General features: G+C 71.0%; 21 protein-coding genes. 10 read left to right on the top strand and 11 right to left on the bottom strand.

Annotated elements, in window-relative coordinates:
• Positions 1 to 4 precede the first annotated feature (4 nt).
• Positions 5 to 376 (bottom strand): winged helix-turn-helix transcriptional regulator, encoded by a 372-nt coding sequence (locus tag ACTOQ2_RS31035; RefSeq protein WP_440104397.1) that lies wholly within the window; start codon positions 374 to 376, stop codon positions 5 to 7.
• 120 nt (positions 377 to 496) lie between these two features.
• On the opposite strand from ACTOQ2_RS31035, the gene ACTOQ2_RS31030 reads away from it, so the two are divergent.
• The 4 genes from ACTOQ2_RS31030 to ACTOQ2_RS31015 all read left to right on the top strand — a co-directional run bounded on the left by ACTOQ2_RS31030 (position 497) and on the right by ACTOQ2_RS31015 (position 3,503).
• A complete protein-coding gene (locus ACTOQ2_RS31030) occupies positions 497 to 1,012 on the top strand; it encodes a cupin domain-containing protein (protein WP_440064567.1) in 516 nt (171 codons plus the stop codon).
• Between the two features lie 83 nt (positions 1,013 to 1,095).
• On the top strand, positions 1,096 to 2,010 hold the full coding sequence (locus ACTOQ2_RS31025; RefSeq protein WP_440104396.1) for an ATP-binding cassette domain-containing protein: 915 nt from the start codon (positions 1,096 to 1,098) through the stop codon (positions 2,008 to 2,010).
• Positions 2,011 to 2,159: 149 nt separating this feature from the next.
• The gene (locus ACTOQ2_RS31020) at positions 2,160 to 2,849 is read left to right on the top strand and encodes a hypothetical protein (protein ID WP_440104394.1); all 690 of its coding nucleotides are present in this window, start codon (positions 2,160 to 2,162) and stop codon (positions 2,847 to 2,849) included.
• 390 nt (positions 2,850 to 3,239) lie between these two features.
• Positions 3,240 to 3,503, top strand: coding sequence for a hypothetical protein (locus ACTOQ2_RS31015; RefSeq protein ID WP_440104393.1), 264 nt, complete (start codon positions 3,240 to 3,242; stop codon positions 3,501 to 3,503).
• A gap of 241 nt (positions 3,504 to 3,744) precedes the next feature.
• On the opposite strand, the gene ACTOQ2_RS31010 is transcribed toward ACTOQ2_RS31015, so the two are convergent.
• The 6 genes from ACTOQ2_RS31010 to ACTOQ2_RS30985 all read right to left on the bottom strand — a co-directional run bounded on the left by ACTOQ2_RS31010 (position 3,745) and on the right by ACTOQ2_RS30985 (position 10,326).
• A complete protein-coding gene (locus ACTOQ2_RS31010) occupies positions 3,745 to 4,200 on the bottom strand; it encodes a GNAT family N-acetyltransferase (protein WP_440064561.1) in 456 nt (151 codons plus the stop codon).
• 203 nt (positions 4,201 to 4,403) lie between these two features.
• Entirely contained in the window at positions 4,404 to 6,008 is a 1,605-nt protein-coding gene (locus ACTOQ2_RS31005; RefSeq protein ID WP_440104392.1) for an FAD-dependent oxidoreductase, read from the bottom strand.
• A gap of 2 nt (positions 6,009 to 6,010) precedes the next feature.
• Positions 6,011 to 6,862: a carbohydrate ABC transporter permease gene (locus tag ACTOQ2_RS31000; RefSeq protein WP_440104391.1), complete on the bottom strand. Its 852-nt coding sequence runs from the start codon at positions 6,860 to 6,862 to the stop codon at positions 6,011 to 6,013.
• On the bottom strand, positions 6,862 to 7,809 hold the full coding sequence (locus tag ACTOQ2_RS30995; protein ID WP_440104389.1) for a carbohydrate ABC transporter permease: 948 nt from the start codon (positions 7,807 to 7,809) through the stop codon (positions 6,862 to 6,864). The genes ACTOQ2_RS31000 and ACTOQ2_RS30995 overlap by 1 nt, the downstream gene beginning before the upstream one ends.
• Positions 7,810 to 7,822: 13 nt before the next feature.
• Positions 7,823 to 9,142, bottom strand: a complete 1,320-nt coding sequence (locus ACTOQ2_RS30990; RefSeq protein WP_440104388.1) for an extracellular solute-binding protein — start codon at positions 9,140 to 9,142, stop codon at positions 7,823 to 7,825.
• Between the two features lie 164 nt (positions 9,143 to 9,306).
• Positions 9,307 to 10,326 carry a LacI family DNA-binding transcriptional regulator gene (locus tag ACTOQ2_RS30985; protein WP_440104387.1) on the bottom strand — a complete coding sequence of 340 codons (1,020 nt, stop codon included), beginning with the start codon at positions 10,324 to 10,326 and terminating at the stop codon, positions 9,307 to 9,309.
• 246 nt (positions 10,327 to 10,572) lie between these two features.
• On the opposite strand from ACTOQ2_RS30985, the gene ACTOQ2_RS30980 reads away from it, so the two are divergent.
• The 6 genes from ACTOQ2_RS30980 (at position 10,573) to ACTOQ2_RS30955 (ending at position 18,001) form a co-directional block, all read left to right on the top strand.
• Positions 10,573 to 12,822 carry a family 16 glycoside hydrolase gene (locus tag ACTOQ2_RS30980; RefSeq protein WP_440104386.1) on the top strand — a complete coding sequence of 750 codons (2,250 nt, stop codon included), beginning with the start codon at positions 10,573 to 10,575 and terminating at the stop codon, positions 12,820 to 12,822.
• 373 nt (positions 12,823 to 13,195) lie between these two features.
• Positions 13,196 to 13,693, top strand: coding sequence for a DUF2975 domain-containing protein (locus tag ACTOQ2_RS30975; RefSeq protein WP_440104385.1), 498 nt, complete (start codon positions 13,196 to 13,198; stop codon positions 13,691 to 13,693).
• The gene (locus ACTOQ2_RS30970; RefSeq protein ID WP_440104384.1) at positions 13,693 to 13,923 is read left to right on the top strand and encodes a helix-turn-helix domain-containing protein; all 231 of its coding nucleotides are present in this window, start codon (positions 13,693 to 13,695) and stop codon (positions 13,921 to 13,923) included. The genes ACTOQ2_RS30975 and ACTOQ2_RS30970 overlap by 1 nt, the downstream gene beginning before the upstream one ends.
• 545 nt (positions 13,924 to 14,468) lie before the next feature.
• Complete coding sequence (locus tag ACTOQ2_RS30965) at positions 14,469 to 15,011, top strand: hypothetical protein (RefSeq protein ID WP_440104383.1); 543 nt, start codon at positions 14,469 to 14,471, stop codon at positions 15,009 to 15,011.
• Positions 15,012 to 15,058: 47 nt separating this feature from the next.
• Positions 15,059 to 15,538 carry a hypothetical protein gene (locus ACTOQ2_RS30960; RefSeq protein WP_440104382.1) on the top strand — a complete coding sequence of 160 codons (480 nt, stop codon included), beginning with the start codon at positions 15,059 to 15,061 and terminating at the stop codon, positions 15,536 to 15,538.
• A gap of 474 nt (positions 15,539 to 16,012) precedes the next feature.
• The gene (locus tag ACTOQ2_RS30955; protein ID WP_440104381.1) at positions 16,013 to 18,001 is read left to right on the top strand and encodes a hypothetical protein; all 1,989 of its coding nucleotides are present in this window, start codon (positions 16,013 to 16,015) and stop codon (positions 17,999 to 18,001) included.
• A gap of 11 nt (positions 18,002 to 18,012) precedes the next feature.
• Here ACTOQ2_RS30955 and ACTOQ2_RS30950 read toward each other — a convergent pair whose 3' ends face one another.
• The 4 genes from ACTOQ2_RS30950 to ACTOQ2_RS30935 all read right to left on the bottom strand — a co-directional run bounded on the left by ACTOQ2_RS30950 (position 18,013) and on the right by ACTOQ2_RS30935 (position 24,340).
• Positions 18,013 to 19,251 (bottom strand): hypothetical protein, encoded by a 1,239-nt coding sequence (locus ACTOQ2_RS30950; protein ID WP_440104380.1) that lies wholly within the window; start codon positions 19,249 to 19,251, stop codon positions 18,013 to 18,015.
• 249 nt (positions 19,252 to 19,500) lie between these two features.
• Positions 19,501 to 20,439, bottom strand: a complete 939-nt coding sequence (locus ACTOQ2_RS30945) for a MerR family transcriptional regulator (protein WP_440104379.1) — start codon at positions 20,437 to 20,439, stop codon at positions 19,501 to 19,503.
• A 61-nt stretch (positions 20,440 to 20,500) separates the two neighbouring features.
• Positions 20,501 to 20,704 (bottom strand): hypothetical protein, encoded by a 204-nt coding sequence (locus ACTOQ2_RS30940; RefSeq protein ID WP_440104378.1) that lies wholly within the window; start codon positions 20,702 to 20,704, stop codon positions 20,501 to 20,503.
• 183 nt (positions 20,705 to 20,887) lie between these two features.
• Complete coding sequence (locus tag ACTOQ2_RS30935; protein ID WP_440104376.1) at positions 20,888 to 24,340, bottom strand: S8 family serine peptidase; 3,453 nt, start codon at positions 24,338 to 24,340, stop codon at positions 20,888 to 20,890.
• Positions 24,341 to 24,408: the final 68 nt, after the last annotated feature.

Genomic DNA, 24,408 nt, shown 5'->3' with positions numbered 1-24,408 from the left:
CTGCTCATCGGCCACGGCATGCCGCCCGGGCGCTGTGGATGGCCTCGAGATGCTTGTCGGTCCAGCGCGCGACCCGGCCGATGATGGCCAGCAGCTCCCGCCCGGCGTCGGTGAGGTCGTACTCGACCTGGGGCGGGACGGTGGGGTGCACGGTGCGCGTGATCAGCCCGTCGCACTCCAGGCCGCGCAGTGTGGCCGTCAGCATGCGCTGGGTGATCGGCGCCAGCAGCCGCCGCAACTGGTTGAAGCGTCGTGGCCCGGAGACGAGCTCCGCCATCACCAGGGGCGCCCACTTCTCGCCCACACGCGAAAGAATGCTCCGGAGTTCGTCGCAGGAGGACTCCAATTCCGCGGCCTGTTCGGCGATTTCCGCCATGTCGGTTCCCTCCTTGGTACTACAGCACACACAACTGCCTTCTTGCGGGTGTCCCGGGGGGAACGGCAGCTTGTTCCCGACCTCCCGAAACTTACCTTGTGAAAAGAGCAGGAGATTGACGTGAGCCTTCCCTACCAAACCTCCGAGGACCCCCGATACACCACCCGCGGCGCCCTCTACGTACCTTCCGGGCAGGGTCCGACCGTGTGGGCCGTCGGCGACGTCTACACGATCAAGGCGACGGGAGCGCAGACGAACGGCGGTTTCGGCCTCATCGAGGCCACCGTCCCGGCGGGCGGTGGGCCGGGCCCGCACATCCACCCCGAGCAGGAGGAGACCTTCTACATGCTCGACGGCGAGCTGGAGTTCCTGGACGGCGACCACCGGTTCACCGCCGTCGCGGGCGACTTCATCCACGTTCCGCGGGGCATCCGCCACAGCTTCCAGAACAAGCGCATGCACGCCGCGAGGATGCTCTTCATGTTCACCCCGCCCGGACCCGAGCAGGTCTTCGTCGACCATGCGACGCCTGCCAGGGACGGCGAGACGCCGCCGCCCCTGGACGATGAGCAGATCGCCCGGCTCGAGACGATGGCCAGGTTGATCAAGCCGATCATGCTGCCTGACCCCGCCTGAGGGTTCGTATGACCGTGGGCGGACGCGGAAGTTCCGACCGTGGTCAGACGCGCCGGCGGGGACGGTTTTGTCACCGTGTTCATGTGATCGAAGTAAGAGAGCTGACGAAGAGATACGGTTCGACGCTCGCACTGGACCGGCTGTCCTTCCAAGCCCACCCCGGGCGGGTGACCGGTTTCCTGGGACCCAACGGCGCGGGGAAGTCCACGACCCTGCGCGTCATCGTCGGCCTGCACGGCTCGACGTCCGGCGTGGCCCTGGTCAACGGGCGCCGATACGCGGAGATCAGCCGGCCGCTGTACGAGGTGGGCACGCTGCTCGACGCCGGTGCCGTGCACCCGGGCCGTACCGCGTTCAACCAGCTCGCCTGCCTGGCCCGTGGTCACCGCATCGGCTCCTCCAGGATCTCGGCGCTGCTGGAGCAGGTGGGGCTGCGGGACGTGGCGCACAAGCGCATCGGGGGTTTCTCGCTCGGTATGCGGCAGCGGCTGGGCATCGCGGCGGCACTGCTGGGCGATCCCGGCGTCGTCCTGCTGGACGAGCCGGTGAACGGCCTGGACGCCGAGGGCATCCGCTGGATACGCGACCTGATGCGCACGCTCGCCTCGGAAGGCCGGACGGTGCTGCTGTCCAGTCATCTGATGAGCGAGATGGCGCAGACCGTCGACCATGTGCTCATCATCGGACGGGGCAGGCTGATCGCCGAGACCTCCATGGAGGACCTCGCCAGGCGCTTCCACCGCGATACCCTGGTCCGATCCCCGAGGCACGTGGAGCTGGGCAGGATCCTGCAGGGCGCCGGCGCGTCGGTGTCGTACGGGCCGCGGAGCAGTCTCGCGGTGACGGGCGCCGACACCGCCACGATCGGCGATCTCGCCGCCGAGCATCGCATCCCGGTCCACGAGCTGACGCCGCGCAGCGCCACGCTCGAGGACGTCTACCTCGAAATGACCGACGAGACCGCCGATTACCGCGCCGGCGGCAGGAAGAGTCTGTGATCCTCATGTCGCCGCAGACCGCACCGCCGGGACATGCCTCGCCCGAGAACGCCGTGTCCGGGCTCGCGTCCGTGAAGGACGTTGTCGCGGCGGAATGGCTCAAGCTCCGGACCATACGCTCCACGTGGGCGGTCTGGGGCGGAGCGGCCGTGTCCACCCTGATCGGCCTGGTCGTCCTCATCACGCACGTCGGCTCCTACGATCGGGCTTCGCCGGAGGAGCAGGCGTCCTTCGAGGGCGCCGATCCCGCCGTCCTCGTCATGCCGGTCGTGGCGTTCTTCATCGGCTGTCTCGGTGCCCTGGCCGTCACCACCGAGTTCTCGACCGGCTCCATCGGTCCCAGCCTGGTCGCGGTCCCTCGGCGGCGGATGCTGCTGGCCGCCAAGACCGTGCTGGTCACCTGCGTCGCGTTCGCCGGCGGTGTGCTGTTCGCGGGCCTGTCGCAGGTCGTCGCCCTGCTCGTCCTGGGCGACCGGCCCGCGCCGCTCAATCCCTGGGCTCACTGGTGGGACGCGATCCCCTCCGCGGCCGGTACGGCCGTCACCACGCTTGTCACCGGCCTCGTGGCCTTGGGGCTCGGAGCGGCCATACGGTCGACGACCGCGACGGTGACGGTGATCGTGGCGCTCACCCTGGTGATACCGAGTTTCGCGCATTTCCTGCCGGCGCCCCTCCACCTGTGGGTGGCCTCGGTGCTGATTCCCAACCTCGCCCCCCAGGTCGTGGGTGCCGAGTCGGCGTACCTGCTGTCGCCTCCCGCGGCCGCGGCGGTCCTGGCGTGCTATGTGGTCGTGGCACTGGGGGCGGGATGGCTCGCTTTCTCTCGCCGCGACGCGTGATCCACCCGCACCTCCCGTCCCCGGACGGGAGGTGCGGGTGCCGGAAACCCGGTCGCCTCCGTGGGGTGCGGCGTCGCCCAGATGAAGCCCTGCAGGTCGGCACCTCGGACTCGTGCCCGGCCAGGCGCGCAGAACATTCGTGAGAGATGACCGAGGGGGATCTGCACCGTATCCTCACATTCCCTGCGCTCAACGAGCATAGGCGTCTGTTTTGATTGCGCCGTGACTGAGCGAGACGCCCCAGGGGCGAGTGATGTGCTCTGGGCCACGGGCTGTGGGATATCGGCGTTTATCGCGTTGACGTGTGCAACATCGGGAACTTGCCTGGATATCGCGCTGGTGGCCAGGACGCAAGGTTACTGCCTTGGTGATTCAAGTGCCGGAGAGAGTTTGGCCGGCCTGATCTGGGCGGTGAGCCGGTTCGTCATCTTTCCCGTCCTTTCCGGCATCTCCCTGCTCGCCTCGCTGCCGATCATTCTGCTTTCCCGCCTGCCCTGGTTCGCGAACCGCGACTGGCTGAAGGCGACTCTGATGCTTCTGGCCGCCCTGGTCTCGATCGTCGGGCCAATGGTCATGATCGTTCACGACGTGGCCACCGAAGGGATCACCGGTGATTGCGAACCGCCCTGGTGGCCGTCCTGGCTCCCTTCTTGATACGACTTCGGAGATTTCGCGCCCTGGGAGAGTTGTCGTCATGGTTTCCGGACCCTGGGCACGGCTCCGGGTCTCCGGCACTCCGCGCTTGTCGCGATCCATGGACATGATTCGCGTGGATCACGAGATTTCTTATATTGAGCGATAAAGAGGAAATGCGAGACAAATAGGTATCGGCACCTCGGTGAACCTGTCCGGCCACGGCACCGGGAAATCGTCAGGATCCGTAGATCAAGATCTTTCAAAGCACCTTTGTCATGAACACGCTGTACGGGTCGGGCCGGTAATCCGCGAACGGCTCGCAGTAATCGAACCCGAACTTCTCGTACAGCTTCCGGGCGGGCAGGAAGAACTCGGTCGCGCCGGTCTCGAGGCTCAGCCGGGTGAACCCCATGCGTTTCGCCTCGGTGATGATGTGCTCCAGCAGCAGGGACGCGGTCCCGCTCCGCTTGCGCGCCGGCGCGGTGCGCATCGACTTCACCTCGGCGTGATCCGGGTCCAGCCTCTTGATCGCACCGCAGCCCACCAGGCTGTCACCGTCCATGACCGACCAGAACGTGATCTCGGGCTTGCGAAGCCCGTCCAGGTCAAGGGCGTGCTTGCTCTCCAGGGGCGTGATGGATCGCATCTCCTGGACGTGCTCGTCGAGAAATCCAGCGATCTCCGGACCGGAGAGGTCGTCGAGGACGATTTTCATGTGCCGGCCTTTCTTCTGGCTTCGGTCCTGCGGGTACCACCTCACATTCTCGGGCCGCCCGGAGCCGGTCGCGAAGACGGCTCGGGCGCGGACCGCGGCGACAGGTTGTGCCCCTCTCGCCGCCGGCCGCCGGGACCCGGACGGCCGGACCGGAGGTCAGCCGGGGATCAGCCGGGGATCACTGGCCGGTCGCTGCGGTCATGTCAGTCCTCCACGAGCTGGGGTACGGCGGGCTGGCGGCCGCACGGGGTGGTCCTGATCTCCTGCGACCAGGCGAGGGTGACGCCGAGGGCGTCGGTGAGCGTCCGCTGGAAGTCGGCGAGCCGGGCCGGATCGGCGCGGATCTTGCGCGGCGGCAGGTCGGCGGCGAGGGCCTGGACGGCCAGCGCGCCCACGGCCTCGCCGATGCTCCACTCGACGGGGTGGAGCCGGTAGCAGCCGTTGGTGACGTGGGTGGTGCCGATGTTCTTGTTGGCGGGCAGCAGGTTGTCGACGCGCTGGGGCAGCAGCGCGCCGAGCGGGATCTGGAAGGGGTAGCAGTCGACGTCCACGTAGGTGCGGCCGGACGTGCTGGGGTGCAGGTCGATCCGGTAGGAGCCGAGCCCGACCGAGTCGGTGAACACCTCGGACCCGGCGAGCGGGCCGCGCGCCTCCACCCCGACGTGCTGCTCCAGCACGGTGAACTCCGCCTTGATCCGCCGCGACTCCCGGACGTACACCGCCTTGGCCAGGCCGTCCCCGGTCCCGACGAGATCGGGACGCAGCCGCAGGCCCGGGTATCCGGCCTCGGTCTGCATCCAGTACAGGAACGACAGTGACAGGTCGCGGGCACCCGCGAGCGCGGCCTCACGGTCCGCGCCGGGACCGATCAGCGGCCGGTCCCAGTAGTCGATCTGCGGCCAGTTGACCAGGGTGACGTCGTGCGAGATGGTGCCGGGCTCGTACTGCTCCGCGGCCACGATCCGGCGGAAGTGCCACAGGTCGTGCTTTCCGGGGATGTGCCCGTTGTCGTGGAACAGGCCGCGCGAGCGCACCGACAGGTCGATCGGCTCCACGTCCGTCCACGACAGCTGGGGTCCCGGCCAGAACGGGGCCTTGTGGGTGCTCCAGTGGTCGTAGCCCGCCGGGCGGTCGATCGTGTGGTCCTCGCCCGGCCGGTACTCCAGCGGGAAGCACCAGCTGACGGCCTGCTGGTCGAGGGGGTTCGCCACGGGAGCGGCGTGCGGCTCGCCGGTGTCGGCGACGCCCTCCGCGCCCACCACGTGCTCGACCCCGGCCAGCGGGAGCAGGTCGCCGAGCTCGGTGGCGTCCACGACGTAGTCGGCCGCCACGACCAGCTCGGTCCCGTCGGGCCGGGTGAAGGTGACCGCCTCGACCCGGTCGCCCGTCACCTCGACCGCCACGGGCGTGTGCCGCAGCAGGACGGTGACCAGCCCGGCGGTCCGGTACGGCGCGAGCATCTCCTCGATGACGGCCAGCGCCGCCCGCGGCTCGTGGCACAGCCCGCTGACCACGCCGAGACCCGGGTTGAGCAGGCGCTGCGCGGCCACCGAGGCGCGGAGCGGGTAGTTGCGGCGGTAGTACTCGCGGACGCCCTGCCGCAGCCTGCGGTAGCTCGACGAGGCGTACCGCGACTCGATCCACGGGTTCTCGTCCGGCGGGACCGCCTGGCTGGTCAGCTGGCCGCCCAGCCAGTCGGTCTCCTCGGTGAGCACCACCCGCCGGCCGAGCCTCGCGGCGGTCAGCGTCGCGGCGACACCGCCGAGACCCCCTCCGACCACCAGCACCGGCGTGTGCGTCTCCTGCATGATCATCCCTTCACGCCGCCCTCGGACAGGCCGGCGACGAAACTGCGTTGGTTGAGGACGAAGACGGCCAGGATCGGCAGCAGCACCAGCACCGAGCCGGCCATGGCGGGCCCGTAGGCGACGTTTCCGCCGGTCAGGAACTTGCTCAGCGCCAGCTGGACGGTCTGCGTCTCGGGCGAGCTCGTCACGACGAGCGGCCAGAGGAAGTCGTCCCAGACGGCGGTGAAGGCGAACACCGCGACGGTCGCGACCAGCGGCCTCGCCAGCGGCAGATAGATCTTCCAGAAGAGCCTGAACTCGCTCGCGCCGTCGACCCGGGCGGCCTCGCCCAGCTCGTCGGGGAGCCCGAGGAAGTACTGCCGGGCGAGGAAGACGTTGAGCGGCCCGATCAGGTGCGGCAGGGTCAGCCCGGCCAGGGAGTCGAGCAGCCCGGAACCGCCCTGCCCGGTGATGTCGTTCCCGCCCGTCAGCGGGATCCCCTTCGCGATCAGGAACAGCGGGATGAGGGTCACCGCCACCGGCACCATCGTGGTCGCGACGATCGTCATGAAGATCGCGTTGCTTCCCCGGTAGGGGAGTTTGGCGAAGGCGTACCCGGCCAGCAGCGCGAACACGCAGTTGGCGAGGACGACCAGCAGGGCGACGATCAGCGAGTTCGTCATCGCCGTGCCGAGGTTGCCCGCGTCCAGGGCGGTCGAGAAGTTGTCGAGGACCGGGTTCCGCGGCAGCAGCCGCGGCTCGGCCGAGAACACCTCGGACTCGGGCTTGAAGGCGATCGAGACCATCCACCAGAACGGCACGAGCACCAGCAGCGTGGCGATGACCAGCGCGAGGACGGATCCTGGTCTGCGCATCACTTCCGCCCGTTCCCGCGCATCGCGACGAGCGCGAAGGCGAAGATCGCCGCGAACAGTACGAAGGCCATGGCGCTGGCGGAGCCGAACCGGTTGTTCTGGAACGCCTCCTGGTAGATCAGGTAGTTGGTGGTCGTCGTCGAGCCGAGCGGCCCGCCGCCGGTGAGGATGAAGATCTCGGCGAACGACTGCGACAGGTAGACGATGTTGATCGTGATCACGTAGACCATGACCGGCCGCAGGCCGGGCAGCGTCACGTGCCGGAACCTGGCCCAGGCGCCCGCGCCGTCCATCTTCGCGGCCTCGTACAGGGTGACCGGGATCGCCTGGAGCCCGGCCAGGAAGAGCACCATGTTGCCGCCGAGGGCCTTCCACACCCGCATGGCCGCGACCGAGTGCAGGGCGGTGTCCTCGTCGAGGAGCCAGTCGCGCGGATCGAGGCCGAGCGAGCCCGCGAGGTCGTTGAACCAGCCGTCGGGGGAGTACATCCACAGCCACACCAGGCTGACGGCCGTCAGCGGGACGATGCGGGGCAGGAACAGCCCGGCCCGGAACAGCCCGATGCCGGGCATCTTCCGGTTGGCCAGCAGCGCCAGCCCGAGCGCGATGCCGACCGCGAACGGCAGCACCTCCGCGACGAACTGGGCGGTCACCCGCAGGGACTTCAGGAAGTCCGCCGAGCCGAGCAGCGCCGCGTAGTTGTCGGCGCCGACCAGCCGGGGCGCGTCACGGTCGAGCGGGCTGTAGCTGGTGAAGCTCAGGTAGAACCCGTACAGCACCGGGAACAGCTGGAAGATCGCCATGTACGCCAGGACCGGGGCGGTGAAGGCGAGCCCGACGAGCTTGCGGCGGCCGGTCGGGCCTCTCCCGCGGGACCCGGCCCGCGGCGGCGCCGCCGCGGGCCGGGTCCCGCCGTGCCTGGTGCCGTGCTTGCTGAGGAGCGCCATCACTGGGTCGCCGTCACTGGGCCGCGAGCAGCGGCCCGGCCTCGGCCGCCGCGTCGTCCAGCGCCTGCTTCGCGGTCGCCTTCCCGGCGAGCGCCGTCTCCAGGTGCTTGTCGAGCACGTCGCGGACCTGCACCCAGGCCGGGACGTTCGGGCTGCCCACGTACGCGGGCGCGGCGTCGATGAACGGCTTCAGCAGCGGCTGCCCGGTGACGTAGGCGCCCTGGGCGGCCGAGGCGCGCACCGGCAGCCCGCCGACGGTCTCGGCGTAGCGCTCGTTCACGCCCTTGGAGACCATGAACTCGACGAACTTCCAGGCGAGGTCCTTCTTCTTGGAGTCGGCGTTGACGAACAGGCCGGTGGTCGCCCCGCCGAAGGTCTTGGCGTCGACGGCCTTCAGCGGCGTCAGCACCCCGATCTTCGAGGCGAGGTCGGGCACGGCCTTGACCATCTGGAGTATCTGCCCGGTGGTCGCGGTGACCATCGCCGCCTTGCCGGTGGCGAGCGGGTTCTGCCCGGCGGGCTGGTTGGCGAAGTCGAGGCCGAGCTGGTCGCTGACCTTGCCGTCTCCGCCGTAGAGCCCGGCGAAGTACTCCAGCGCCTTCACGCCTTCGGGCGAGTTCCAGGTGACCTCCTTGCCGTCGGCCGACAGCAACTCGCCGCCCTCCGAGCCGATCAGCCCCTGGAAGCTCTGCACCCGCTGGATCTTGGCGGACTGGAGCATCAGGCCCGCCTGTTGGATCGCTCCACCCTCTTTGACGGTCAGCTTCCTGGCCGCCTCTGCGGCCTCGGCCCAGGTGGTCGGCTCGGCGACACCGGCCTTCTCCAGCAGGTCCTTGCGGTAGGCGACGAGGATGCCGTTGCCGCCCAGCGGGATCAGGTACTGCCCGCCGGCCACCTGGCCGCTCGCCAGGTAGGGCGCGAGGTCGGTCCTGTCCGCCTCGGGCAGGGCGGCGATCCGGGCGTCGAGCGGCTCGATCCGCTTGGCCGCGGCGAAGCCCGCGGCGGCGGCCGGACCGTGGCCGAACACGTCGGGGGCGTTGTTGCCGGCGAAACCGGCGTTGAGCTTGGGCGACATCTGGGCCCAGTCGACGAAGGTCACCTGGACCTTCGTCTTGTTGGCGGACTCGAACTCCGGCACCAGCTTCTTGGTGACGAGCTCGATCTCCGGGGCGGAGTTGCCGGGGAACCAGACGGTCAACGTGTCGGCCGCGCCGCCGCTCCCGCTGCCGCCGCCGCCCGTCCCGCAGGCCGTCGCGGCGAGAAGAACGCCCGCGCCGACCGCGACGGCGAGGAATCCGCGTCTGCCGACGGCTGTCCACCGGTTGGTGATCATGATTTTCTCCTGTTTCGGAGTATGGGGGGTTTCGGGGTGTGGGAGGCCGGCTCCCGGCGCTGGATCGCCGGGAGCTGGGAGTATTCGATTGTGGTCAGGCTCCGGAGGGAATGATCATGTGATCTGTGGTCAGGTTCCGGGCGGGCCGATCATGTGATCTGTGGTCAGGCTCTGGGCGGGCCGATCATGTGATCGTCGGGAAGGCCGCAGGGCAGCAACCGCTGGTGGTCGCCGGGGGTGTCGGAACCGGCCAGGATCCGGGTGAGCATCTTCACCGCGCCCCTGCCCATCTCGTTGCGGGGGATCCGCAGGCTGCTCCAGCCGCTCTCGGTCATCGTCACCAGGACGACCACCGACATGTCCGCGGGGGCGGCCAGGCCGCGCTCGCCCAGCGCGGCGACGAGCTGCCTGGCCAGGGGCTCGTTCTCGGCCAGGACGGCGGTGACGCCGCCGGCGTGCGCGGCGTCGACCCAGGCGGGGTCGAGCTGCGACGTGACGTACATCAGCTCGGGCAGCCCCGCGTCGGCGCAGCCGGCCCGGTAGCCGGCCTCCTTGTCGAGGAAGACCTCCATCCGGTCCGGTCCCGTGACGTAGGCGATGCGCCGGTGGCCCAGCGCGGCGAGCCTGCCGACGGTGTCCCTGGTGGCGCTGGCGTAGTCGGCGCCGACCCAGGCTATCTCGGTGCCGGGCACGGTCCTGCGCCCTATGTGAACGAAGGGGTATCCCTCGGCGGCGAGTCTGGCCAGCTCGGTGGAGCCGGGCTCGACGCCGAGCAGCACGCTGCCGTCGGCGAGCGCGAGCCGGTTCACCCCGTCGCTGTAGACCCGGCGGCGGCCGTCGAGATCCTCGGTGGAGGCGAACAGCACCAGGTCGTAGCCGTCCGCGACGGCCTGCTGCTCGATGCCGACCAGGAACTCGTGGTAGAAGTCCAGCTGGTCGAGGGGGAAGATTGACTCGAAGGTGTAGACCCCGAGCAGCCGGTTGCGCTTCCCGCGCAGGCTGCGGGCCGCCGGGTTGGCGACGTAGCCGAGCTGGCGCACCGCCTCCAGGACGCGCTGGACGGTCTGCTCCGGGATCCCGGTCTCCGGACCCCGGCCGTTGATGACCGCGGAGACCGTCGCCTGGGAGACGCCCGCGAGCTTGGCCACGTCGGCCTGACGGGCCCGGCGCCGCACTCCGTCCATCGCGATCTCCTGATTCGTATCAGTTGAGGGGGAACAGCCAGGAGAGGGTGGCTGGCTGATTCGTATTGGCGAAACCGTTGCAAGACAGACGGGGCGCTGTCAACACTCCCGGCGAAAGAATCTTGAAACATGCCGGAAATCTGCCCTTGACGACCATGAAGGCCGCGGATTATCTTCCCGTTACGAATCGGGGGATCTCGTATTTCTGCAGGTCAGATATTACTAATACGAATCAGAGGTATCAGCGTGGGGCTCCCCGAAGCCGCAGCCGTCCTGGCGCTCGCCGCCGCCCTGCTCCTGCCCCAGCCCGCCCACGCGGCCGGGACCGTCCACCATGCCGGCGCCGGCACGGCCGGGACCGTCCACGCCGAGGCGGCCGGGACCGTCCGCGGCGCCGCCGTTGACGTGACCGGGACCGGGACCGGGACCGGGACCGTCCACGGTGCCGATGCCGATGCCGATGCCGATGCCGACGCCGCCGTTGACGCGCGCGGCGCCGGGGCCGTCCACGGCGCCGCCGCCGGGACCACCTACTACGTCGACGCGACCGGCGGCTCCGACGGCGCGGCCGGGACCTCGCCCGCGGCCGCCTGGCGGACGCTCGGCAAGGTCAACGCCCAGACCTTCGGTCCGGGCGACAGCGTCCTGCTCAAGGCCGGCGGCGTCTGGACCGGCCAGTACCTCGACCTGCACGGTTCGGGCGCGGCCGGGGCGCCGATCGTCCTCGGCCAGTACGGCACCGGCGCGAAGCCCCGCATCGACTTCGCCGACACGGCCGTCGACGGCGAGGGCTTCGGGGTGCGGCTGAAGAACGTCTCACACTGGGAGGTCGGCGGGCTCGAGATTACCAGCGGGCAGCAGCCCACCGACCGGCGGCGCAGCGGGGTCCTCGTCGTCGGCGAGGGCGCCGGCGCGGGGAACTTCACCCACATCCACGTCAAGAACACCTACATCCACGACGTGTTCGGCACCGACCGGCGGACCGGCGGGATCAACTTCCACGCCCGCGGGACCTCCACCGGGCCCGAGAGCACCTGGACGGACGTGCTCATCGAGGGCAACACCGTCGACAACGTCGCCGACACCGGCATCCAGACCATGACCGACGCGCTGCTCAACACCACGTGGGCGCACGACCTCGACGCCTTCCGCGAGCTGGTGATCCGCGGCAACACCGTCACCCGGATCCACCGCGACGGGATCCTCGTCCGGTCCGGGCTGGCCCCGCTCGTCGAGCGCAACACCACCGACCGGATCGGCGAGTCCACCACCTCGACCCTGCCGTACCTGGACGACATCGCGGTCGTCGCCGCGCAGTGGATGTACGCCACGACCGACGCGGTCTTCCAGTTCAACCAGGCCTTCCGCACCCGCAAACTCGACGGCGACGGCCAGCCCTGGGACTTCGACCAGCGGGTCTACCGCAGCGTCTACCAGTACAACTACAGCCAGGACAACGAGGGCGGCACGTTGCTCGTCATGGACCAGACCGGCGACAACGTGTTCCGCTACAACATCTCCCAGAACGACCTGGACCGCAGCGTCGGGGTGTTCCACCTGGTCAGCGGGTCGGGCGACCTGAAGGTCCACAACAACGTCTTCTACCGCTCGGCCGGGCAGACGGGCCAGATGACCGGGACGTCGACCGGCAAGGTGGCCTACACGAACAACATCTTCGTCAACCAGGGGAGCGGGGCCTACAGCATCAGCGGCAACGTCACCTACGACCACAACCTCTACTCGGGCACCAACGCCGCCCAGCCCAACGACCCACACAAGATCATCGCCAGCCCGCAGTTCGTCGCGGCGGGCGGCGCGTCTGGGCTGGCCTCCGCGGGCGCCTACGAACTCCAGCCGGGCTCGCCCGGGATCGACAGCGGCGTCGCGGTCTCCTCGCCCGGCGCCCAGGACTTCTTCGGGACCGCGCTCTACCAGGGCTCTCCCGACCGGGGCGCGCACGAGTCGGCCGCGGCGCCCGTCACCACCCTGCTATCGGACGACTTCGGCGACGGCGACGCGGCGGGCTGGGCGAGCACCGGCGGTTCGTGGTCGGTCGCGAACGGCGCGTACTCCCAGACCTCCACCGCCGCCGCGGAGAGCCTCTCCGTCACCGGCTCCGCAGGCTGGACCGACTACACCGTCCAGGGACGGATCCGGCTGGACAACGCGAGCGCCAACGCGGGCCTGGTCCTCCGGTACGCCGACGCCGCCAACTTCTACCTGTTCCGCCTCAACGACGGCACCGACACCGCCGACCTGTACAAGAAGGTCGGCGGCACACTGACCCGGGTCGCCGGCGCCTCCGTCCCGATCACCCCTGGCGCGTTCCGCACGCTCAGGGCGACCGTGTCCGGCTCGACCGTCACCGGCTTCGTCGACGGGAACCAGGTGCTCACCTGGACCGCCCCCGCCGGCGAGCCGGCGACCGGCAAGGTCGGCCTCCGCATGCACTCGAGCACCGCGACCCTCGACGACCTGCGGGTCACGGCGCCTTAGGGCTCCCGGCGAAGGACGTGTGTGACCATCCGTACGTCCTTCGCCGGAAGTTCTCGGAGCGCCACGGCGATCAGCCGGGTGAGCGGGCAGACGCTCACCTTGAAACGCCACTGGATGATCGATTCCAGGGTCGGCGGTCGTAGGCGGTCGGTGAGCGCGGACGGGCTGTCCGCTCTGGTCGCTGTGCGGGAAACGGCAGGAGCCACCTCTCCGGTGGGACCGCCCGCGCGTTTTGGTGATCACCGATCGTCCGCGCCCGTACCGGGGCTCCGCGCGCCTGTACCGGAGTCTCACCTCCCCGACCGGCCTGACAACTTGCCGTATCTATCGAATATCGATACATTTCCATCGCTAGTCGATTGAAGGGGAGACGATGGGAAAGTTGACAGTGCTCGCGCTGCGCGCCGTGCTCGTGGTGCTGCTCGCCGGCTCGGTGTTCGTACAGGCGGTGATGGTGCCGTTGCTGGCCGCCGACATGGAGCAACTCAACCCGGACTACGCGTACCTGCGCACCCCGTTTCTCGTGATCACGGTCCTGGGTGTCGTGACGGTCCAGGTCGTCCTGGTCTGCGTGTGGCGGCTCGTGACGATGGTGCGCCGCGGGACCGTGTTCTCCCACGCCGCCTTCCGGTACGTGCACATCGTGATCGGCGCGCTCGTGGCGGCCGCCCTCGTGGTGTTCGCGTACGCGGTCCTCCTGGCGCCCGGCGACCCCGTCGCCCCGGGGGTGGTCCTCCTGATATGCGGGGTCGTCGTGGCGATCCTGGGGGTCGCGCTCATCGTGCTCGTGCTGCGGATGCTGCTCGCCCAGGCCGTCGCGCGCGACGTCGAGGCGGCGCGGATGCGGGCCGAGCTGGAAGAGGTGATCTGATGCCGATCACCGTCGACATCGACGTGATGCTGGCCAGGCGGAAGATGTCCGTGGGCGAGCTCGCGGACCGCGTCGGCATCACGCCGGCCAACCTGGCGGTGCTCAAGAACGGCCGTGCCAAGGCGGTGCGCTTCACGACGCTCGCCGCGCTCTGCGAGGTGCTGGAGTGCCAGCCGGGCGACCTGCTGCGCTGGGAGGTCGGGCAGGACGGTGACGCCACGGACGGGTGACGCCGGCCGTCGGCGACGCCGGTCATGACCGGCGCGCCGTCACCGCTTCGGGCGAGGCCTTCGAAGAAGGACCCTGATAAAGGCTCTGACCTGTGTCGACAGGTCAGGGCCTCTCGCGTTTCCGGGGACGGTGTCGCGTGACCTCGTGCCCGGACACCGGGTCCGCGCCAACTCGCCGAGTCGGCCGGCGGGCGGCTCGTGTCGTCGGTGATCATTCCCGCTCGATCCCTCCCGCCAGGCAGAGGGCGCCGCTGAGCCCGGCGCGGAGGAGCGGCGGGCTCGCGATGGAACGACCGGTGGAACCGGATGGAACACCTTAGGGGTGTCCGGCTCGTCAGCCCTTCTCCCACAGGGGGAATCGGCGCGTTCCGCGGGCGCCGAGGTGATCTGGGCCGAGACACGGGCCGAGGAACACCTCGCCGGCGCCCCGGACGACGTCGAGTGACCCGGCGGCCGCCCGGTCCTGGGCCTTCGCCGACCTCTCTCCGCACGGAGAGCGGGCCGTACGGCAGGTGATCCATGCAAAACCATCGAAAGGAATACAAGTGAGTGAGCACATTCCCACCGCACGCCAGATGGCAGGCGGTAGCACGTACACACCCCGCAGGCCGGGGACGCTGCTGGCCGCGACCCTGGCCACCGCGGTGGCCGCGGCGTCCATGCTGTCGTCGGCGGCGGTCTCCCTGATCGCGGGCAGAAGCCTGCTGCGGAGCTACGTGCGCGACGAGCTCGGCGTCGAGGTCGGCTCGGATGCCGTGGGCTCCGTCGTGGACACCGCGGTGGAGGCCGCCTTCGGCTCCCTCCAGGCCCGGGCGTACGTCTGGCTCCTCCTCGCGGTGATCTTCGTCCTGCTCCTGCTGCCCGTCCGCGACGGCAGGACGTGGGCCCGGGTCGTGCTGAGCGTCCTCACCCCCGTCGTCGTCCTTCTCGGATTGCGGGACCTCACGGACATGGTGTCCCCGATCACCGGATTCCTGGCCGCCCTGGCCACCCTGGGCGCGCTGCTGGCCGTCGTGACGTGCTGGCTTCCCGCGACCAACCGCTACGTCAGGACGCGCAAGCAGTCGCGTCAGCCCCAGCCCAGATGAACACCGGCCCGGCCCGGACGAACACCGGAGGAACGATGATGTCCGCAGTGAAGAGAATCGCCCGCCTGGCCGCCGCGCTGGGCGCCGCCACGGCGCTGACCGTGGGTCTCGCGGCCGCGCCCGCCCAGGCCGCCGACGTACCCGGCGCCCTGACCGCCCGGCTGACGATCACCAAGGAGGCGGCCGGCTGCAAGGTCCTCACCTTCGGCAAGGTCGGCATGACGCAGGCCCAGGCGCAGTACCTGGTCGACAACGGCGCGACGGTCCAGGTCGAGATCTGGGGTGAGGACGCCGTCTACGACAACCGGCTGTACAAGGCGGGCAACGCGCAGCTGAGCGCGGGATCGGATCGGAACGGGGGAGGGCTGATCATCATTTCCGTTCCCACGATCCGGTGCTCTCTCCTCGACGAGGACGATTCCTCGCTGGAGGGCGCCGGTGACGAGATCTACGCCAAGGTCGTCTTCAACGCCCCCGGATACTCCCGCATGACGAAGAGGACGAACACGGTGCACGGCCGTTACTGATCCCGGATCCCAGGCCGGGTGCGCGGGGCCACCCCCTGGTGAGCGGCCGGTGGAAGGCCACGGGGCGCGGCCGGTGGCGACCGCCCCGCGGGCCTGGGCGACCGGAGCCCGCGAGGCGGTCACGGCGGGGCATCGCCGAGACCGTGAAACCGGGCCGGGGATGGGTGTCACGGGGGTTCGGACCCCGGTGAGGTCATGCGACGGGTACGGCGATTCGCACGCAAGGATGTTGCAAGACGAGTGCAACCGCCCGGCGGCAGCCTGATCGCACACCGATCCGAGGAGTCCCGACATGCCCGCCGCTGTGGAGATCGCCACGGACGCCGTCGACCGTGCGGCCCCCGCCTCGCCCGCCGGCCCGGCGGGGCACGCGTCCTGCCTCACCGAGAGCTGACGTCCGCCGTGGATCGCCGGCCACCGGTCCTGGTCCATGACCCGGCCCATGACAAAGCGGACAGGGGGTGGCGAGGCCCCGTGTCCCGCCGGTCCCGTACCGGCGGCTGCCCGCCGCACCACGGGGTGACGCCGGCGCCGGCGGAGGACGACAGCGGGTCGCTGCTTCTCGCCGGGGTGCACGCCCGGTGCGTCGAGGGTGACCTGCGGTCCAGCCGGGAGTGCTTCGACGCGGCGTACCGCGCGGCCGAGAGCGAGGGCGACGGTCAGGCGATGGCCTTCGCGGCCTTGGGACTGTCCGGCCTGTGGGTGCACGAACACCGTGGTGTCATGGCCGCCGCGTCGATCGAGGCGCGCCTGCGGCACGCGTTGTCGGTGGTGGACCCGCGGTCGTCACCGGCCCTTCGGCTCAGGGTACGGCTGGCCGCCGAGGCCGACTACCGGTCGGGCGGGCACACCACCGTCCTCGCCACGCTGGAGGAGGCCAGGCGGGCGGGCGATCCGGCCGCGTGGACCGAGGCGGTCAGCCTGGCCCACCACTGCCTGCTGGGTCCCGGTCAGAGCGAGACGCGGCACGAACTCGCCCGGGAACTGATCGCCGCAGGCTTCCGGACCTCGTGCCGTGGCGATCTGCTGATGGGACTGCTGTGGCGCACCGTCGACCACGTTCTCGACGCGGACCCGCACGCGGAACGCCACCTGGCGGAACTGCGCGGCCTGCTGGCCCAGCAGGACCACCTGGCGATCGGGTTCGTGGTGCGGGCGATCGACGTGATGCTCGGCATCCGCGCGGGGCGGCTGGAGCAGGCCGAGGCCGAGGCCGCCGCCTGCGCCGAACGGGGGAGGCGGGCCGGCGACGCGGACGCCGCCGGCTGGTACGGCGCGCAGATGGTGGCCATCCGCTGGTACCAGGGCCGCATCGCCGAGCTGGTTCCGATGCTGGCCGAGGAGGTGAACTCGCCGACGCTCAGCGCCGTGGACAACTCCTACCTGGCCGCGCTGGCGGTCGCCGCGGCCACCGCCGGGGACCACCGGCAGGCGGCCGGCGCGCTGGCGCGGCTGCGGGGCGGCGATCTGGCCCTGCTGCCCCGGTCCAGCAGCTGGCTGGTGACCATGCACGGCGTCGTGGAGGCCGCGCACCTGCTGGGGGACACCGAGGCCTCGGCCGCGGCCTACGAGCTGCTCGGCCCGTTCGCCGGGCTTCCGATGGTGGCCAGTCTCGGCGTCGCGTGTTTCGGCTCCGCCCGGCACGCGCTGGGCGTGGCCGCGCTGACCATGGGTGACGCCCAGCGGGCGGTCGAGCATCTGCAGATGGCCGTACGGGGCAATCTGGCCATGGGGCACTGGCCGGCGGCGGTCCTGTCGCGCGTGCGGTGGGCGCAGGCGCTGGCACTCCGGGCCGAGGCCGGGGACGCCGCCGAGGCGGCCCGGCAGCTGGAGGTCGCCACGAGCGAGGCGGCCGAGCTGGGCATGGTCCTGCCCGGTGGAAGGGGACCGCACGCCGCCGTCACCGCCGCCGGGCACGGCGGGCGGCGACCCCTCATGGAGTGCCGGCGCGAAGGCCGCCGGTGGAGGGTCGGGCTGGGCTCACGGAGCGTGCACGTCGAGCACAGCCTGGGGATGGCCTACCTCGCGATCCTGCTCGCCAACCCCCGATACGAGATTCCGGCCATCGAGCTGGCCGCGGGCCCGGTACCGCGCGACAGGGTGGTCGCGGACGCCGGCACCGGGACCGCCCAGCCGGCCCTGGACGAGGAGGCCATCAGGGCCTACCGCAAACGTCTGTCGCTGTTGCAGGAGGAGATCGACGGATACGAGTCGGCCAACGACGTCGTCCGGGCCGAGCGGCTGCGGGCCGAGCGCGACTGGCTGATCGACGAGCTGGCGTCCGCGACCGGTCTGGCCGGACGGACCCGGAACTTCACCGGCAACGAGGAACGCGCCCGCGTCTCGGTCGGCAAGGCCCTCCGGCGCGCCGTCAACCGCGTCGCCGCCGCCGACCCGGCCCTCGGCGAGGAATTACGCATGACGCTGCGAACCGGGCGACTCTGCTGCTACCAGCCAAGATAGCCGTACCGGGTCTAGCCGGCGCGCCAGAGCGCCCCGCGGGATCGTCCCTCCGCGGTGACCGAGCCCAGCGCGTAGATCTCGTGGCCGGTGGCCACCAGGTCGGTGACGTGCGGCTCCGCGCCCTTGTCCGTCGGCAGACGCTCCCTGGTCCAGCGTCCGCCGCTGAGGTGCCACATCGTCGACTCCGCCGTGACCGCCCACAGCCCGCCGTCCCCGTCCGGCACCGCTTCCGTGAACGCGCCCCTGAAGCCCTCCCGGTGGAAGGGACCCCACGTGCAGCTCCACCTGCCCCGCGTGTGGCGCAGCGCCACCAGCCGCCCGGCGTCGGTGTCCTCGTTCTCCTCCAGGTAGTGGGTGCCGAACGCCGCCGCGCCGAGCATCCACGTCTCGTCCGCGCCGGTGACCGCGACGGCCTGCGGGCGGAAGGCGCCGCCCTGGGAGTCGTGGACGGCCTCCTTCGCGTCGATCCGCAGCGCGAACTCCACCACCTGTGACACGCCGTCGCGCAGCCGCACGGCTTTGGACCCCTCCGCGGGTACGGCCCAGAGTTCCTGGCCCGATCCGAACAGCCGGTACGCGTCGAGGCCCCCCTCGGGCCCCCGGCCGTCGGGCAGGGTCAGCCGTTTCCAGCTCGCGCCGTCCCAGTGGACGGCGACTCCACCGAAGCTCACCCAGCCGCCGTGCGCGTGGGCGACGCTGTTCCCCATCTCCTGATCCGGCAGGGCCAGCACCAGTTCCCGCCACCCGTCGCCCTCGCGTACGCCCACCTTCCACGTCCCGGTACCGTGCCACGCCCCCGTTCCCGGCTCGACCGCCCAGATCCCGCCGCCGGGACTCGTCGCCAGGGCCTTGACGGCCTTCACCCTGGACGGTGCGGCTGTCGTCTCCCATCGGCCGTCCTGCCACCGCCTCAGTGTCATGGGGGCCTTCCACGTGTCGTGCAGCGCCCACAACACCCCGTCCGAGGCCATCGCGCCGCTGTGGAGGGTGCCCTCCTCCCCGGTCACCGAGAGCGGTTTCCAGCTCGGCCGGACGGAGGCCGCCTGGAAGCCGTCAGTGGTGCGAGCGGGCTCGGGGCAGTCCTTCGGTGAGACGACCACCGCCTCCGCGCTCCTGCCGGCGGGCGAGACCACGGGTACGGCGGCGATGGTGGGCGTGCTGACCGGATCGCCCGCCCCCGGCGTACACCCACTCGAAACCAGCGCGAGCGCCGCCACCGCCACCGTCGTTACCGCGCCAGTTCGCCGCATGAAGCCCCGCCTTCGCCCGTACCCGGTCCGGGAGCCCAACGGTAGGACGGATCCGGGGACGACGCACGACCGCTCGGGCATTGGTGCCGCCCCGGCATCCGCCTCCCCCTGTCCAGGGGCACCGAACGTTCTCGTCGTGCGCGGCAGCACGGCGGGCCGTCGCGGCCGAGGCCGGTGGAGCACGAAGCCGCCGAGGTGTCGCGCTCCTCGGCACGGGCCGGATCCCCGGCGCTCGTGCCGAGGAGCGCGTCAACCCGGTGTGCGGACGCGCAGGGCCTGGACGAACCAGTCGAGCACCGGCGTCAGGCTTTCCGGGGCCGGCCAGCCGTTGATCACTGAGAGCAGCCGGAGGTACGACTCCCTGCGGGGGTCGTTCGCGCTCTCCAGCCGGACCAGCAACCGGCGCCGGAGGCCGGCGTCGTCGGGGCGGCCGACGACGTGCGCGTACCGTGCCGTGACCGCCGCGACGACCGGGTCGCTCCGAGACGAGGCCGGGTCGAGGCCGGCCGTCAGGGCGGGGCCCGCCTGGTCGCGGACCATCGCGACGGGATCGCGGCGCGGGAGGCCGGTGGCGTCCAGGGCGCGCTCGGCCGCGTGCTGCTCGGCCAGACGCCGCATGACGCCGCGGAACTCCGGGTCCTGAGACAGCTCGGCCAGTTCCACCCAGGCCTCGACCTGCTCGGGTTCGGGGTCGTCGGGCAGTTCGGGGGTCATCGAGCGCCTGATCCCCGCGAATCCGGGGTCGGCGTCCAGGCCGCCGAAGGCGGCGTCGAGGAAGTCGCCGATCAGGCGCCGGCGTTCGTCCTCGGAGAGCTTTGCCAGTTTGTGCATGAGATCCATCTCCTCGGGGGTGGACCCGCGCCTGGTCACCGCCGTCAGCACCGCGCGCCGCAGGCGCAGCGTCCGGATCTGCACCGCCAGTGCCTCGGCGTGCGCCGCGGCCACCTCGGAAAGCGAGATCTCCCGTTCCACGACCCTGCGGATCGTGGGAAGGTCCACTCCCAGGTCGCGCAGCGTCCGTACGAGGTCCAGGCGTGCGACGGCGTCGATGCCGTAGAGGCGGTGACCGGCCGGGCTGCGGCCGGTCGGCGGCACGATCCCGCGGTCGGAGTAGAACCGAACGGTCTTGACCGTCAGCCCGGTCCGCCGGGCCAGGTCACCGATCGAGTAGAGCGTGTCGCCGTCCATGCCCCCACCCTCGCGCCTCCCTCTAGGGGAGGTGCAAGCGGGAGTACGAGCCCGCGCGGCGTCAGCGGGTCGCGGCGGCCATGCGCAGGCCCAGGACGATGAGAACGGTGCCGCTGACGGCCTCCAGGCCCAGCACCGTCGGCACCGCTCCCCGGAAACCGTGCAGCGCGGCACGGCGCAGGATCAACGCCATCGCGGGACCCGGTGACGCCGAGATCAGCACGACGGCGACGACGAAGGCGGGCAGGGACGCGACGAGATCCATGAGCCGATCATGCTCGCGTCCGTCGCCCCCGCTCAACCACTTTTCCGGCGTGAGGATCCTCTTTCCGGCGCGAGAATCCTCGCCCCCGGCCGGTCGCGGGCTGGTGCGCCGCGACCGGCCGGGGGCGAGGTCACCTGGTGGAGCGGTGTCACCCGCGTCCGGTCAGTGGCGGTTCACAGTCCCTCAGTGGCCCTTCACCACGAACCGGCCGGTGAGCGGGCCCAGTTCCACGGTGTACGTACCCGCGTCGCTGCGGCGCGTGTCGAACGAGAGCCGCACAGCCTTGTCGGCGCGGACCTGGACGGTCTGCCGCCGTTCGACCTCGCCGTTGACCCGCAGGACGGCGTCGTACCCGCCCGCCCTCTCTCCCACGTTCTTCACCCACGCGGTGATCCGCACCGGGCGGCCGGGGCGGGCGTGGTCCGGGCTGATGTCGAGGCCGGCCAGGGCGAAGCGCGGCTCGGGACCCGGAGTCCGGTCGTGGACGAAGATGTCGGACCGCCGGTTGGTGTCGTCACCGACGAGGTTGCCGGAGTTGCTCTCGAAGGCCACGTACCGCCCGTCCCCGCTGATCGACGGTATGCCGGCCGAGCCGTCACCCTCGACGTCCTTGGGACCCGCGGAGACCCGCGTGGTGGTGCCCGCCTTGAGGTCGCGCACGTACACGTCCGTCTGCCCGTTGGTGTCACTACCGGCGAGGTTGGTGGCGTAGGTGTAGAACGCCACGGTCTGCCCGTCGTCACTCAGCGAGGGGGCGAAGGACCAGTCGTTGGCCATGCTCCCGTCGGACGCCGCCGACGCGAGCCTCCTCGTGCCGGTCTGCCGGTCGTGGACGTAGATCTGGTACCCCTCCATCCCGCCACTCGCGATGTAGACCACCATCCGCCCGTCGGCGCTGATCGACGGGCTGCTCGCCTCCCTCGCGTCCGGCGCGGGGATCAGCTCGGTCTTCCCGGTCTGCCGGTCGCGGACGAAGACGTCGCTATGCCCGTTGGTGTCTCCCGGTACGAGGTCGGTGGCCTGGCTGTCGAAGGCGACGAAGCGGCCGTCGGCGCTGATCGACTGCTCGCGCGAGTTCCCGTCGCCCGTGGCGCCGCCGGTCCCGACCGAGACGGCCTCGGTCTTCCCGGTGGTCCGGTCGCGGACGAAGACGTCGGTCCGGCCGTTGACGTCCCCGGGCACGAGGTTGGTGGCGTCGCTGTTGAAGACGGCGAACCGGCCGTCGGCGCTGAACGAGGGGGACGAGGAGAGCCCGTCGCTCTGGCCGCCGTCGGAGGCCACCGAGACCCGCTCGGTCTTCCCCGTCTCCCGGTCGTGCGCGAAGGCGTCGGTCTGCCCGTTGGTGTCCCCGGCCACGAGGTTGGTGGCCCCGCTGCCGAACCCGACGAGGCGCCCGTCCGCGCTGATGGTCGGGCTCAGCGAGAAGCTGTCACTCTGGGCGCCGTCGGAGGCCACCGAGACCCGCTCGACCGCCCGGGTACGCAGATCGGTCACGAAGATGTCGAGGTCGTTGTTGGTGTCGTCGGCGACGAAGCCGGACCCCAGGCTGGCGAACGTCACGACCTTGCCGTCCGCGCTCATCTTCGGCCACCACGCGTCGCCGTTGCCCTGGCGGCCGTCCGAGGTCACCGAGACGCGCTCGGTGGCCAGGGGCCGGGGGAGGGCGAAGTCGGCACGCGCGGGCTTCGTCCCGCGTACGGTGACCTTCGCGGGCTCCGATCTCGACACGTCGGGAGCCGCCGCGACGACCTGGTAGTCGCCCTCGGGCACGTCGTCGATCGTGTACCGGCCGTTGAGGTCCGTCGTCGCCACGAGGCTGTCGGGCACGCCGAGCACCTTGACCGTCGCGCCAGGCACCGTCGAGCCGGTCGGGCCGTAGCTCACCTGCCCCGAGATCCTCCCCCAGCGGGTCCGGTCCAGCGCGACGCGGACGTCGGAGAAGCGGTCCGCCGCGACGCGGACCCCGGCCGTCTCCTGCCGGTAGCCGAACCTGGACAGCGTCAGGTCGTACGACCCGGCACCGAGCCGCATCTCGAACCGCCCCTGCTCGTCGGTCTCGACGGTCCGGCCGGTGTCCGTCCGGGTGACCGTCACACCGGCGAGCGGCTTGCGCGTCTTCTCGTCGGTGACGACGCCCCGGACGCCGCTGCTGAGAGCCGCCTCCGCGACGGCGGCGTACGCGTCGATCCGTCCGGCGCCGAAGCGCGGGTTCGGACGCTCGCCGTAGCGCTCGTCGAAGAAGGACGTACCGGTCAGGATGCCCAGCGCCTCGTCGACGCCGAGGTCGCGGCGGGCCTCGACCATCAGCGCGACCGTGCCCGAGACGTGCGGGGTCGCCATCGAGGTGCCGCTCAGCGATCCGTACTCGCCGCCCGGCAGGGCCGAGAGCACGTCCACGCCGGGTGCCGAGATGTCGGGAACGACGTAGGACTCGGGCCACTCGGCGGGCGCGTCGATCCAGTCGGTCCTGCGGACCACCCCGCCGCAGGAGAACTCCGGCACGTCGTCGCCCGCGTCGGTGGCGCCGACGGACACGGCCTCGTAGACGTTGCCGGGGCTGCCCGACCCTCCTTCGAGGCACTCGTTGCCGATGGCGAAGGACGGGAAGGCGCCGGCCAGGTAGATGTTCCTGGCCGGTTCGATCATCTCGTCGGAGTAGCCCTCCGCGCCCAGCGACATGCTGACGACGTCGGCGGGCTTCCCGGCGGGGGTGCCGTCGGCGGTGTACGGCGCGATTGCCCACTGCATGCCGGCGACCACCTGGGCGAACGTTCCGTTGCCGCCGGGGATGACCAGGCCCGCCATCAGCTCGGCGCCGGGGGCGACACCGATCTGCGTGCCCGACGCGTTCCCGCCGGCGATCGTGCCCGCCACGTGCGTGCCGTGGTAGCTGCTGTCGTGGGGCGAGGAGGGCACCGGCTTGCCGTCCGGGCCGAACTCGATCCAGCCGCCCGGGTAGGACGGGTCCGAGGCGTTGTCGGTGACGAGCTTGCCGGTGAGGTCGGGGTGGGCGATGTCGACGCCGGTGTCGAGAACCGCCACGCGCACGCCGTCACCGGTGAGCCCGCGCTCCTTTCGCACCCGGTCGGCGCCGATCTTCTCGATGCCCCAGGCCGATTCCCCTTCCTTGGCTTTCGCGGCGCTGCGCGGCGCGGGCGGGGCCTTGAGCTCGAAGTTGGGGATGATCCGGTCGACCAGTTCGAGCGCGGCCAGCGCCTCCAGGGTGGCGGGCCTGGCCCGCACGAGGACCATGTTCTTGATCCAGAACGTGTTGAGCACCTGGTCACCCTGGGACTCGACCAGCTGGACGACGGGGGCCTGCACGGCCTCGGCCGTCTCGGTCAGGGCCTTCCGCGCCTCTCCCGGCGAGGGGGCCACCGATCGGAGGCCGGCGCCCGCGCCGAGCACGACGACGGCCTCGACGCGGTCGTCGGCACGCGCGCCGGCGGCCCTCGTCCGGTCGATCAGCTCAGGGGCGATCTTTCCTCGCCGGGCCGGCTCAGCGGGAGGCTTCTCCGCCGAGGGCTGCTGTGCCATGGCCGGGGCCGCCGGCAGGGCCGTGGCGAGTGATCCCAGGACGAGGAGTGCGGCGAGTGACAGGCGTTGCCCGCGAGAGCGCAGGGCGGACAGCGACATGGAGGGACTCCTTCGTTCAGGTGCGCGCTGTGATGCTCCTGAACGCTGGCATCAGCTGTCATCCCCTG

Origin of the sequence: Streptosporangium sp. H16, assembly GCF_051918855.1 — a bacterium.
Taxonomy (GTDB): domain Bacteria; phylum Actinomycetota; class Actinomycetes; order Streptosporangiales; family Streptosporangiaceae; genus Streptosporangium.
This window is presented reverse-complemented; position numbering and strand designations above follow the sequence as displayed.